The sequence below is a fragment of the Streptomyces sp. NPDC040718 genome, assembly GCF_055593565.1.
The window spans coordinates 46,485-57,884 of the sequence record NZ_JBVIXO010000006.1 but is presented as its reverse complement, the minus strand read 5'-3'; the positions used below and the strand labels follow the sequence as shown (position 1 = coordinate 57,884).

The 11,400-nt window shown below is 68.7% G+C and carries 11 protein-coding genes and 4 pseudogenes; 9 read left to right on the top strand and 6 right to left on the bottom strand.

From position 1 onward, the window contains the following. Window positions 1-2: 2 nt before the first annotated feature. Window positions 3-515 carry a hypothetical protein gene (locus ACZ597_RS17140; protein WP_471330278.1) on the bottom strand — a complete coding sequence of 171 codons (513 nt, stop codon included), beginning with the start codon at window positions 513-515 and terminating at the stop codon, window positions 3-5. A gap of 1,387 nt (window positions 516-1,902) precedes the next feature. Between ACZ597_RS17140 and ACZ597_RS17135 the strand changes: the two genes are divergently transcribed. Continuing rightward, the gene (locus ACZ597_RS17135) at window positions 1,903-2,430 is read left to right on the top strand and encodes a hypothetical protein (RefSeq protein WP_471330276.1); all 528 of its coding nucleotides are present in this window, start codon (window positions 1,903-1,905) and stop codon (window positions 2,428-2,430) included. Between the two features lie 603 nt (window positions 2,431-3,033). Here ACZ597_RS17135 and ACZ597_RS17130 read toward each other — a convergent pair. Beyond that, window positions 3,034-3,525, bottom strand: coding sequence for a DUF6326 family protein (locus tag ACZ597_RS17130; protein ID WP_471330273.1), 492 nt, complete (start codon window positions 3,523-3,525; stop codon window positions 3,034-3,036). Window positions 3,526-3,687: 162 nt separating this feature from the next. Here ACZ597_RS17130 and ACZ597_RS17125 point away from each other — a divergent pair, with 162 nt between their 5' ends. The 3 genes and pseudogenes from ACZ597_RS17125 to ACZ597_RS17115 all read left to right on the top strand — a co-directional run. Next, window positions 3,688-4,830 carry a sensor histidine kinase gene (locus tag ACZ597_RS17125; RefSeq protein WP_471330270.1) on the top strand — a complete coding sequence of 381 codons (1,143 nt, stop codon included), beginning with the start codon at window positions 3,688-3,690 and terminating at the stop codon, window positions 4,828-4,830. Beyond that, the gene (locus tag ACZ597_RS17120; RefSeq protein ID WP_471330267.1) at window positions 4,827-5,483 is read left to right on the top strand and encodes a response regulator; all 657 of its coding nucleotides are present in this window, start codon (window positions 4,827-4,829) and stop codon (window positions 5,481-5,483) included. Before ACZ597_RS17125 ends, ACZ597_RS17120 begins: the two co-directional genes overlap by 4 nt. 155 nt (window positions 5,484-5,638) lie before the next feature. Next, a pseudogene (locus ACZ597_RS17115) lies at window positions 5,639-6,133 on the top strand (transposase); the annotation flags it as partial. A 256-nt stretch (window positions 6,134-6,389) separates the two neighbouring features. On the opposite strand, the gene ACZ597_RS17110 reads toward ACZ597_RS17115, so the two are convergent. After that, entirely contained in the window at window positions 6,390-6,599 is a 210-nt protein-coding gene (locus ACZ597_RS17110) for a hypothetical protein (protein WP_471330264.1), read from the bottom strand. Between the two features lie 269 nt (window positions 6,600-6,868). Between ACZ597_RS17110 and ACZ597_RS17105 the strand changes: the two genes are divergently transcribed. After that, window positions 6,869-7,438, top strand: coding sequence for an SMI1/KNR4 family protein (locus ACZ597_RS17105; RefSeq protein ID WP_471330261.1), 570 nt, complete (start codon window positions 6,869-6,871; stop codon window positions 7,436-7,438). Between the two features lie 66 nt (window positions 7,439-7,504). Here ACZ597_RS17105 and ACZ597_RS17100 read toward each other — a convergent pair. After that, window positions 7,505-8,026: pseudogene (locus ACZ597_RS17100) on the bottom strand (transposase family protein); the annotation flags it as partial. A 17-nt stretch (window positions 8,027-8,043) separates the two neighbouring features. On the opposite strand from ACZ597_RS17100, the pseudogene ACZ597_RS17095 reads away from it, so the two are divergent. The 3 genes and pseudogenes from ACZ597_RS17095 to ACZ597_RS17085 all read left to right on the top strand — a co-directional run. Beyond that, window positions 8,044-8,589 (top strand): annotated as a pseudogene (locus ACZ597_RS17095) (NF041680 family putative transposase); the annotation flags it as partial. Window positions 8,590-8,647: 58 nt separating this feature from the next. Beyond that, window positions 8,648-8,923: a hypothetical protein gene (locus tag ACZ597_RS17090; RefSeq protein WP_471330258.1), complete on the top strand. Its 276-nt coding sequence runs from the start codon at window positions 8,648-8,650 to the stop codon at window positions 8,921-8,923. Window positions 8,924-9,217: 294 nt separating this feature from the next. Beyond that, window positions 9,218-9,649: a VOC family protein gene (locus tag ACZ597_RS17085; RefSeq protein ID WP_471330255.1), complete on the top strand. Its 432-nt coding sequence runs from the start codon at window positions 9,218-9,220 to the stop codon at window positions 9,647-9,649. Between the two features lie 71 nt (window positions 9,650-9,720). Here ACZ597_RS17085 and ACZ597_RS17080 read toward each other — a convergent pair. Further along, window positions 9,721-9,804: pseudogene (locus tag ACZ597_RS17080) on the bottom strand (IS5/IS1182 family transposase); the annotation flags it as partial. A 209-nt stretch (window positions 9,805-10,013) separates the two neighbouring features. Then, the gene (locus tag ACZ597_RS17075; protein ID WP_471330253.1) at window positions 10,014-10,781 is read right to left on the bottom strand and encodes a class I SAM-dependent methyltransferase; all 768 of its coding nucleotides are present in this window, start codon (window positions 10,779-10,781) and stop codon (window positions 10,014-10,016) included. A gap of 94 nt (window positions 10,782-10,875) precedes the next feature. Between ACZ597_RS17075 and ACZ597_RS17070 the strand changes: the two genes are divergently transcribed. Then, window positions 10,876-11,382, top strand: a complete 507-nt coding sequence (locus ACZ597_RS17070; RefSeq protein ID WP_471330250.1) for a winged helix-turn-helix transcriptional regulator — start codon at window positions 10,876-10,878, stop codon at window positions 11,380-11,382. Window positions 11,383-11,400: the final 18 nt, after the last annotated feature.

Here is an 11,400-nt window from a genome sequence, read left to right as displayed (position 1 = left end):
GATCAGCGGCCCAGCCTGTGACGGATGTAGTCCGGCTGGGCCGCACCGATCTCGATGCGGTTCTCGTCGAGTCCGTTGGCGATCCGCAGGCAACCCCCACCGAAGACGAACTCCACCGCCACCGTCCCAGCTGCCAGGTCATGTTCTGTCGGCCGCCACTCGAGAAGCCTGACCTCGCACAGCTCCTGGCCGACGAACGGTTCGAGGCGCTCATCACCATGAGACCACTGGGGCGTCAGCTCGAACCACTCCCACCCGGTGATGGTCGCCTCGGTGTCGATCGTGTCCCAGCCGATCGAGAGTTCGTCGAGCTTCCAGTGGCAGACCTCCACCTGGATGCCGTTGAAGTCCAGCACGACCGGACAGTCGGCAAACCAGTCTCCATCCTCAGCGAAGCGCACCAGGGCGAACCCCGTCAGCCGCCTACCAGCGAGCGCCGCCAGGCGCGACCCATGCGCCTGCCGAACCGCCTCGATCCCGACCAGGAAGGACGGCTTGAAACCAGAGATCCCCATGTCCACAGCACCCGAGTCTCCCGTCCTTCAGCCCAAGCGGCCAGCACATAATCAAGCAGCACGAGGTCGGAGCCACTTGACAGTCCGGATTCCACAGAATGATCCGGTTGACGTGGCCTTCGACGACTCCGGAGTTCCACGGCTGTGTGAGATCGGCGGTAACGGCGTCGAGGTCGCGTTCCAGGTGCCGGGCGAATCGCTGGATGAACCGCTCCGGGTTCCTTGGAGATCTCAGTTGGTGGCTGTGAGATGGGGTTTCGTGGTTTGCCGGTAGTAGTTGGCTTCGTAGTCGACGGGCGGGATGCGCCCCGTCTCACGAACAACTCGTCGCGCCGGGCGGTCAGACACTCGTAGAACTCGCCCCGGAAGCGTGACGCTTCCGCGAACGCTTCCCTCCGGACAGCTTCAGGCAGCAGACTCACTCTCACGGCCTTCGTCGTGGTCACGTGCACCTTGGTCGGAGCCCATGATCAGACGAAGGCCGCCCCCACGTCTGTCGATTCCTCAGGTGAGGGATCCAGTTCGAGACGTCGTTCGAGGCCGGAAGGCAAAGAACAAGCTCAGCCGGGCCCGGGGCGGGCGTTGAAGGCCGGTTGCGGCTACGGGACGTCGCCCCGCCACACGAACCGGCCGACGTCGCCGGGCCCGCTCCGGCCGGCTCGTAGTCGGACCGGCCGCCCGGCCCGAACGCGCCGTGATCCGACATCAGCAGCGCCCCGTCCACGACCTCTTGCGCGGGCCAGCCCGTCACATCGAGCAGCAGCCCATCCAGCGGGCCCGCCGACCAGTTCCACGCGGTTGTGACCAGGCCGCGGCCCGCGCTCCGGTTCGTCCGCCTCCGAACCGTCCACCCACCGGTCCTACCATGCAGCATCCACCCACTTCGCCTTCCGCCCCCGGCCATCGGCCGGGGGCGGAAGGCGAAGTACATCTTCGAAAGGGGTGAACTGCGGCTACCGGCCTTTGATGTGGAACATGCTCTCTCAGCCGAGGCCGCCAGTTCCTTCGCCAGCTGCTCACTGCTGGTGGCCGCGGCCCGCAGCTGCGCCGCGGCCTCGGCCGTGAACGCCTCGGCGTCCTGGACGGACTCCGAGGCGGCGGCCTGCCGGGTCCGGGTGGACGTCGGCAACTCCGGTTCCGGATGGTCGCCAAGGACCGGGTCCAGCGCGTGGAGCGCGTCGGGCGGTCGCGGCTCGGGTGACCGCCCTGGGCCCTCCGTAGGGTCCCGGCCCGATAGGGGGCGGGACCCTACGGGTCGGGCGGCAGCCGTCAGGGTCTGATCAGCCGGGCCTCCCCTAGTCTTACGATCATGGCTTTGCGACCCGATGAGTTTTTCGAGCACGCCCGTACAGCTGCGGATGAGGAGCTTCGGCTTCCGCTGGCGAGGATGACCGGATGGGACGTCAGTCCCTTCGAGGCGGAAGGGCTGCGCGTGTCCGTGCTTCGCCCGCCCGTGCTGCCCGAGCCGCCACGGCACGGTGAGGATCCGGCGGACTGCGACGAGTGCCGTTCCCGCGACGAGGGCATCTGGCTCGACGACCGCTGGCGGCTGACACGGATATCCGGCGTCGGTGTGCCCCTGGTACTGATGCTGTTCCCGCGCGACCACTACGACATGGCCGATCTGCCGGACGAACTGGCCGCCGAGCTGGGCGTGCTCACCACCCATGTCGTCCGCCACGTGCAGGCACTTCCGCACATCGCGCGGGCCCACGTCTACCGGATCGGGGACGGAGCCGCGCACCTGCACGTGTGGTTCTTCGCCCGGCCCGACGGCCAGGCCCAGTTGTTCGGGTCGTGGCTGCCCGTCTGGGACGACCTCCTGCCGGAGTACCCGGCCGACGTGGCCGACGCGGACGCGGACGCCGTTGCCGACGCCCTGGTCGCCTCGTACGGAGGACGCCGCTCCAAGTAGCGGTGCGTGCGGGCCCGGTGCGGGGAACCGGCGCTGCGAGGAGTTCCGGCAGGGTGCCCCGAAGGAGGGGAACCGTTCGGCCAGGGCCGCCTGCTGCTCGGGGCCGAGGCCGGCGAGCGAGGGGGCTCAAGTCGGCGGTGAGGCGCGGGGGCTGAGCAGAGCAGGGCGGAAGCTCCGGGCCCGGTACAGGTACAGGTACAGGTACAGGTACAGGTACAGGTACAGGAAGGTGTAGGTCCCGCAGCCCCTCGGCGGCGGCAACCTGATGCGCCCGCACGGACTGCCCGTCGGCGCCGCCCGCAACACCGTAATGATCGAAGCGGTCACCGGCCTTCCGCCCCTCGTCGTCACCGACCTCTTCGGCCTTTGCCCCGACACCGCCACCCGATGGGCCGGATACGCCAATGACAGCTGGACCCGCTGCCTCACGGCACGAGACGATGCGGTGAGCCTGTGTGCGCATCCGAAACCCGACCTGCCGGTAGGGGCCTTGGGAAGGCCCCTACGCGACGACCTGGTGGTAGTTGGTGTCCCACCGCCAGGCAGCCCCCACCGCGGCACCGAGGCAGATGGCTCCGAACAGGACGGGGACTGCTCTTGGGTTCACGCTTGCTGCTGGGAGCGAAGGGTTTCACGGTCCGGGCTGGTCGCCGTGGTCGCCGACGGTGTGGTGCGGGGCCAGGTCCAGGCGTACCGCAGGATGAGGGCGAGAACGATCACTTCCAGTGCGACGCCGAGGCCGTAGAAGTACGTCCAGGAATCGCCCAGCGCGTTGAATGCCGCGAAGGGGACCTGTACGGAGGCCACGATGAGGTTCGTGATGCGGTTCGCCCGGGCGGGCAGCGTCATCGACAGCACGACCATGAGGATCGGGATCGCCATGAGCACAAGGAAGGCGGTAAACAACGTCTGGCTGATGTTGAACTCCCAGACGATGCCGACCTCGATGTCATCGATGACGCCGGGCTTGAAGAAGGCGAGAATGTCCACGTAGACGTACAGGAACATGAAGCTTGTCCACGCTGCGGCGAGCTTGGCTCTCACCGGGATCCGCTGGTTTTCCAGTGCGGTCGTGGTGGGTTGACGCGTTCCCATCGAAGGCTCCCTTGTTGTGGTGAGGACTGGTAGGCCCACGATCGCTGAGCCCGGCGGCGGGCACGTCGGCGTCGAGGCCGGACCCGCCTCGGCCGTTGGGAGGATCGGCGTCTCGTTCTTTCGGTCGGTCCCTGACGCCTCGGCGGTCCCTAGGCTGGGTGTGTGACCACCAACGCCCTGAGCTCGCTGTGGGCCGAGCCCCGTGCCAAGGACGCTCCCGAACGGGTTGCGCACGACTGGGTGCTGGTCGGCGTGTTGATGGTGACGGGGCTACTGGAAGGAGTCCTCCGGGACGACGTCGCCTGGCGGCCGTTTGCGACGATCGTGGCGGTCGGACTTGCGCCGGTGCTGCTGTGGCGGCGTACCCACCCGTTGGCCTGTGTCGTGGTGGCCTTCGGCACCGCGATGGCGTTGGGACTGGCGAGCCTGCTGGGCGGGGCCCCGAGCGTGGGCCTCGACACGATGATCTACTTCCTGGTGCTCGTCTACGCGCTGGTCCGCTGGGGCTCAGGGCGCGAGATCGTGATCGGGCTGGCGGTGGTGGCGGTCGCTGCGGGAATCGGTACGGTCGCCGACTACACCGGGCCGGCCAACGTCATCGGCGGGTTCGCCGTCCTGGCCGCGGCGGCGGCGGACGGAGCGGCGTTCCGCTACCGCGCCGAGAGCTGGCGCCGGGCGTTGGAACAGACCCGCAGCCAGGAGCGGGTCGGCCTCGCGCGCGAGCTGCACGACATCGTCGCCCACCACGTCTCGGCGATCGCTGTGCAGGCGCAGGCAGGGCGGGCGATGGCCGGGCAGCGACCTGAAGCGGCGCTCGAGGCGCTGGTGGTCATCGAAGGCGAAGCGTCGCGGACGCTCGCGGAGATGCGGGCGATGGTCCGGGTGCTGCGCGACGGAGCGCCGGCGGAGTGCGCCCCCCAGCCCGGCGTTGCCGACCTGGTGTCCCTCACCCGACGCGCCCCGGTCCCGGTCGTCGACGTAGAGTTGCCAGATGACATGGACGAACTTCCGCCCCAGGTCGACGCGGCGGTCTACCGGCTGGCGCAAGAAGCGCTGACCAACGCCCTGCGGCACGCCCGCAACGCCTCGCGAGTGGAGATCCGGGTCGTAGAGGGCGCGGGAAGGCTGCGACTACGCGTGACCGACGACGGACAGATCGACCCGGCACGGTCGGTGAACCACGGCTTCGGGCTGCTGGGGATGACCGAGCGCGTGCAGCTGCTCGGCGGCACGCTGCGTGCCGGGCCAGCGCCCGAGGGCGGGTGGACGGTCGACGCCGAAATGCCGACGAAGGTACGCCGATGACGGTACGCGTGCTGGTGGCCGACGACCAAGATCTGGTGCGCACCGGCCTGTCGATGATCCTTGACGCGCAGCCCGACATCGAGGTCGTCGGCCAGGCCGCCGACGGCCACGCCGCCGTCGAGCTGGCGCATCGGCTCCGCCCCGACGTGTGCCTGGTCGACATCCAGATGCCCGGGCTCGACGGCATCGAGGTGACCAAGCTCCTCGCAGGGCGGGGCGTCCCGGACCCGATCGCGGTGGTGGTGATCACGACGTTCGACCTCGACGAGTACGTCCAGGGCGCGCTCCGGGCCGGCGCCCGAGGCTTTCTGCTCAAGGACGCCGGGCCGGCGCTGCTCGTCCAGGCCGTCCATGCCGCCGCCGTCGGCGACGCCCTGATCGCGCCGAACGTCACCCGGCGGCTGCTGGCCACCCTCGCCGCCAGGGAACCGTCGGGCCGACGGACCCAACCGATCGAGCCGCTCACCGAACGCGAGGAGGAGGTGCTGACGCTGGTCGCCCGTGGCCGCACGAACGCCGAGATCGCCGCCGAGCTATTCATCGGCTTGACGACCGCCAAAACCCACGTCGCCAGCCTGCTGACCAAAATCGGCGCCCGAAACAGGGTCGAGATCGCGATGTGGGCGTACGACACCGGCCGGGTGGGGGCCTGAACCCTGGATCCACCGCGCAGTAGTCAGCCTGTGGACGACGGAACGAGAAGAGGTGCCTGCTGACCTGGGACGTTGGGAGTTCCTACGCCAAGGCCGTGAAAGGGGCTTCGGCGATCTCTGCGTCGGAGATCCAGCCCTGACCGCGACGGCGAGCCTGCACCGCCACCGCCGACCTCGCCCAGGCTGTCGAGGAGGCGTTCCCGCAGCATCCGGACTCCGAAATTGTCCTCAGCTTCCCCGGCCTCGGTATCCAGCTTGCCGCCCGGGTGCTGGCCGAAATCGGAGACGACCGCGCCCGCTTCGCGGACACCCGCCAACTGAAGGCCTACGCGGGCGCCTCACCCGTCACCCGGAGAACGACCGGCTCAACCACGCTGGCTACCTCTGGGCATTCTCAGCGATCACTGCCTCGCCCGGTGCCAAAGCCCACTACCGGCGGCGACGTGACGACCACGGAGACTGGCACGCCGCTGGCCAGCGCAATCTGTTCAACCGGATGCTAGGCCAGCTCCACCACTGCCTCAAAGAACCGCCGTCTGTTCGATGAGCACACCGCGTTCCCGGCACCGCAGGCCCCAGCACTGGCGGTGGCGTACGTGATCCCGCGGCATGACTCACAGTCCCCAGAGGTCACTCCACAGCATGCTTGAATCACAGGGTGATCGACTGGTCCACACTCCACGACGCCTACGGCCCGGCACACGCGATACCCGGGCTGCTGGATCGAGCCATCGGTCGTGACCAGGAGGCCATTGACCGGCTTTGGGGGCGCTTGTGCCACCAGGGGACGATCACCCCGGCGAGTATCGCCGCACTGCCGCAGCTCGCGGACATCGCGAAGACCGAGGACGCCGGGGACTGGGCGCTCGATCTGGCCGGAGCCATAGCGGGTGGCCTCCTTCAACCTCACGGCGCCGACGATAAGTCGCCCGCTGCGCGGCGACCTTGGCCGACCTTCGCGCCATGGCCGCCGCCCGGCTGCGGTCCGGCCTGGACGGGAAGATCTACCTGAGCCGGCTGCGTGCCATGCTCGCGCTCGACGGCCAGACCTTGTGGTTCGAGGTCCTGGACGACTTCACCAATTCCTTCGTCACTGAGCGTTTTCAGCTTCGCCACTCCAGGGTGACACCGTGGCCCTCGCTTGAGTCCTGGAAGCTCCGAGGCTGGGCCCGCCGGGCACGGTGGGTTGTCTGTGAAAAGTCGCGGGCGGTCACTTCGTTGAGGGGCCGGCCCTGCGCTTGGGGGCGGAAGATGATCGTGGGGAGGGATGGAACGCATGCTCGAAGTACCATCCCTGCAAGGTTCTCCCGCCGGTACTTCCCAACCTCCGCAGTGGCGTAGTCGGACGGAGACATCCCTGTAGAGAGGACAGAGGACAGAGGGCGATGAGTGTGGCTGAGAGTTGGTCGCTTGTGATGAGTCTTCTTCGGGAGCACGCGCCGGCCGATCACGCGGATCTGCCGGGGCCCGCTACGGAGCAGATGCTCGCAGCAGCCGAGGAACGGATGGGGATCTCCCTTCATGGGGACCTGCGGACGTGGCTGTTGCAGAACAATCTGGATCTGCCGGAGGAAGATTTCGACGACGACGTGATGTGCTGCGGCTTCGACGGGTTCCCAGACGAGGGAAGCTTCTTTCTGGGCATCCGGGCCATGGAGAGGCTCTACGCGAACCGCTCCACGTCCTGCGGATTCGACCCTCCGGACCAGCCGGACTACCCGTTCTGGCGTAACGAGTGGATCCCGTTCCTGTCGGACCAGGACGGCTGGATGGGAAAGTTTATCGATGTGCGGGACGGGCGCGTCGGCAGCTGGTTCGTGGGTGACCCCACGGTCACGGGCGAGTACGAATCGATGGCCCGGTATTTCGGCTCCGTGGCGGAGACGCTGACGAGGATCGCCGATGGAAGCTCCCCGGTCTGTCGGTTCACCGAAGGTCGACTTGTCTGGTCCTGAGACGGTTCCCAACTGGATGACAGCCATTGCCAATCCGTCCTCACCCTGGTATGGCACTGAGATTCATCAGCGTTGACGTTCCAGGGTGAGGATGGCTGCGGCGATGACGGTCATGCGGTTGGGGCTACAGCGGGCCCGGCGGAGGATCTGCCAGGACTTGAGTCGCGCGATGCTTCGTTCGACCGGTGCTCGTGCTGCTGACAGGGCTCGGCTAATCGTCCGCTGGGTTGTGGTGAGGTCCCGGTTCGGAAGCCGTCTGATCGGTGTGGTCACCCAGGGGCCGGCGCCGATGTGGGCGCGGTCGGCTAGGACGGGAACGCCCTGGCGTTCGCAGATCCGGCTGATGCGGTGTGCGCGGGCCGCGGTCAGGTCATGGGTGCGGCCGGGCAGCGCGGGTGAGATCCACAACAGCTTGCCGGTGGGATCGGCCACGACCTGCACGTTCACGCCGTGACGGCGGTGCTTCTGGGAGAAGTCGGCCCGGCTCTCGCCGACGCGGTCGCACTCGGCGAGCGTCCCGTCGAGCAGGACGTGATCAGGATCGGCTTCCCGCAGGACACGCAGCAGGCCGGGTGCCCGACCGGACAGGTGCTCGACGACAGCCTCCCCTTGATCGAGGCACGCTGATCCGGCCAAGCGTCGAGCACCTATCGAAGGAACGAGACGCCCCACCGGTGTGGCTGTGGTCCTCGAAGACTGGTGCCGCCCCGGACGATGTGGACCGATGCTGGCAAGCATTTCTACGCCGCTTCGATCTGGAGCACACCTTCCGCTTCGTGAAACAGACCCTCGGCTGGACCACGCCGAAGATCCGCACCCCCGCGGCGGCGGACCGCTGGACCTGGATTCTGATCATCGCCCACACCCAGCTCCGGCTCGCCCGTCCGCTCGCCGAGGACCTCCGTCGACCATGGGAGAAGTCCACCACCTCCGGCCGGCTCACCCCAGCCCGGGTTCGCCGGGGGTTCAGGAACATCCGGGCTCACCTCGTCTGCCCGACCCGTGTTCCCAAACCCACCGGAACAGGCCCCGGACGGCCGCCCGGCACCAAGAACAAGCACCGGGCACCCCGCTACGACGTAGGCAAAACCGTCAAGCGCGCCGAGACCCTCGCCGAACTCCACACGTCTCTGTCCTGCGACAGCGATTGAGCGTCCTCACGAAGGTTGCTTCATTCTGGAGGCTCAGACCAGCGAGATGGAGGCAGCGATGATCGCGAGGGTGGCCGTGTGGGAACCAATGCCGACTGACGACCGCGACTGGGTGCTGGATGCTGCAGCGGCCGTGCCCGGCGTCCATGGCGCGTATCACCTTGTCGATCCTGCTACCGGCAACGGACTGTCTGTCGCTTTCTTCGAGGACGAAGCCGCAGCTCACGCCGCACACAAGGCAATCGAGAAGCGCGCCGAGGAGCTCGGCTGGAACAAGGCCCCGCACCCGGCGCCCGTTTCTCAGACGATCTATCAGGTCGTCCGGCACGTGTAGCGCGGCGCGAAGGAGCGCGCGTGCTCAGGATCCGATGGCACGCCGCCCAGCTGTCGATGACACAGGACAGTCTCGAAGATAAAGAACAAGCTGAGGGGCTGTCCCGTAACTGATCTTCGGCACGAGAGCGATCGGCTGAGATCGGATCCTGTGTCCCACCCTTTGGGAGAGGCTCCAACCTCGGTTCACCCCCGTGACACACGACACAGCAGCGGATGGCAGGGGCCGTCCTCCCGGCAACGTGTGGATCCACCCGCCCGGGGAGACGAGCAGGGCCCCTGTTATCGTGCGCCGATGTCAATGATCAAGCAGTTCCAAGTGACCTTCGACTGCGCGGAACCTGCGCGCCTCGCCGCCTTCTGGTCCGAGGTGCTGGGATACGTCCTACCGGCAGTCCCGGAGGGCTTCACCACGTGGGAGGAGTACCACCACTCGCTGCCGCCTGAGGATGAGATCTACTTCGCGTGCACTGATCCCTCGGGCGTGGGCCCGCGCGTGCTCTTCCAGCGAGTTCCCGAAGGCAAGGTCGTCAAGAACCGGGTGCATCTCGATGTGCGGGTCGGCACCGGCCTCGTGGGCGACGAGCGCCTGGCCACACTCGAGGCCGAATGCGCACGGCTGACGGCGCTCGGCGCGAAACACGTGCTGACGCAGCGTGCCGATGGCGTCAACGAGTCGTGCATCACGATGCAGGACATCGAGGGCAACGAGTTCTGCCTCGCCTGATTCTCCTCCGAGACTGCGAGGGGGGAGCCGTCTCCCGGGGACTTCTCAGGTCTCGTTTGCGGCAGAAGCCGTCCCGTGAGGGCGAGGTTGTGCGGTCGGGCGATGCCGAGCATGGCGTGTCGGACGCCGTCGCCCTTGAGCCGGCAGTCGCGGAGGGGGAGGACGAGCTGTCCGGCTGGTCCACTGACGCGGACGCCGACGCGAGCTGACGAGGCCCGAAGCCGCGGATCGGGGTCGTCCGGCTGCCCGCGGCCTGCATTGCGTCCGGTGTCCGGCCGGGGCGCCTGGCCCAGGTTGCGCGGGCCGTTCGTCTGCCGGTCCCCAGGAAGCCGGACAGGGCCGCACGGCTCCCGGGCCGGGGGGCTCATGCCTGGCGGATCGCGTGCCCCAGGTACGTCACCAGCGGGCTGCCTCCGGGGTCGAGCGCCATCTCGACCAGCTCCGGCAGCTGTTCATCGGTCAACGTGCCGCGTCGGCGCCCGCGCGCCGCCCGCACGAGGCTCCGCACGTCGCGCGGCTTGAACGCCGTGACGTCCTGCGGGGCCAGCCCCACCCGCTCGAGCGCCTCGGCGAGCTCCGCGGGGCGGCGCAGCCGGTGTCCGGCGTAGCGGCCGCGGGGCATGATCCGTGTGGCCGGCACCGCCTGGAAGGCGCCCAGGTAGACGAGGCGGGACACGGGGGTGCGGTTCACCGTGTCGTAGGCGAAGACCCCGCCGGGGCGCAGCACCCGGGCCGCCTTCGCGAGGACCGCGTCCGGCCGTTCGGTGATTTCGAGGGTGTCGGCGCAGTACAGGAGGTCGAAGGAGCCGCCCGGTAGGCCGAGTTCCTCCGCGGGTGTCGTCAGGTAGGTGATGCCGAGGCCGTGGTCCGCTTCCCGGGCGAGGGCCGTGGCGGCGCGGGACGGGTCGACGGCGGTGACCTCGAAGCCGAGCCGGGCCAGGCCCCGGGCCAGCACGCCGCGTCCGCTTCCGACGACGAGCACCCGGCTCCCGGCCGCAGCGGCACCCGTCGGCAGGAGCACGCGCCGCAGGTACTCGAGGCGGGCGGACTGGAAGGTCACGGCCCGGATGTGACGGCCGTCCACGGCCGAGGGTCCGGCCGTGTCGAGTGCGATGTGCGGGGTGGTGGCCATGGCGGGCTCCCTCAACAAGTCGCGGTGGGGTTCCCTGAGTAAACCTAACATTCTCAGGTTTCCTCAGGGAACCCGGCGGCGCTACGATCGGCCCGTGACCCGTACCCCGCTCTCCGGCGTTGCGTGCTCGATCGCCCGCGCGACCGATCTGTTCGGCGACGCGTGGACGGCCTTGATCATGCGCGATGTGCTCGTCGGCATCCGCCGGTTCGACGAGCTGGCGGAGGACCTGGGCCTGTCCCGCAAGACCCTCGCCGCGCGCCTGGCCCGACTGGTCGAGGAGGGTGTCGTCACGCGCGAGCGCTACCAGGCCTCCCCGCCGCGCGAGGAGTACGTGGCCACGGAGAAGGGCCGGGAACTCTACCCCGTCCTGCTGGCGTTGATGGCATGGGGCGACAAGTGGTACGCGGAGCCGGCGGGGCCCCCGGCCCGGATCCGCCACGACGCCTGCGGACACCTGGCCACGCCGGTCGTGGCCTGCGACGTCTGCCGGGAGCCCCTCTTGGTGACCGACACGACCCAGCTGCCCGGCCCCGATGGCCGGGCGGGGCCGGGCACGTTGCTGCTCGGGCCGCTGATCGCCGCGCGCGGTGGGGAGTGACCGGGGCCCGCTCCAGGC

Coding starts and splice junctions, on each gene's coding strand:
- ACZ597_RS17140 (WP_471330278.1), bottom strand. CDS start 515: ATGGGGATCTCTGGTTTCAAGCCGTCCTTCCTGGTCGGGATCGAGGCG.
- ACZ597_RS17135 (WP_471330276.1), top strand. CDS start 1,903: ATGACCGGATGGGACGTCAGTCCCTTCGAGGCGGAAGGGCTGCGCGTG.
- ACZ597_RS17130 (WP_471330273.1), bottom strand. CDS start 3,525: ATGGGAACGCGTCAACCCACCACGACCGCACTGGAAAACCAGCGGATC.
- ACZ597_RS17120 (WP_471330267.1), top strand. CDS start 4,827: ATGACGGTACGCGTGCTGGTGGCCGACGACCAAGATCTGGTGCGCACC.
- ACZ597_RS17105 (WP_471330261.1), top strand. CDS start 6,869: ATGAGTGTGGCTGAGAGTTGGTCGCTTGTGATGAGTCTTCTTCGGGAG.
- ACZ597_RS17090 (WP_471330258.1), top strand. CDS start 8,648: ATGATCGCGAGGGTGGCCGTGTGGGAACCAATGCCGACTGACGACCGC.
- ACZ597_RS17085 (WP_471330255.1), top strand. CDS start 9,218: ATGTCAATGATCAAGCAGTTCCAAGTGACCTTCGACTGCGCGGAACCT.
- ACZ597_RS17075 (WP_471330253.1), bottom strand. CDS start 10,781: ATGGCCACCACCCCGCACATCGCACTCGACACGGCCGGACCCTCGGCC.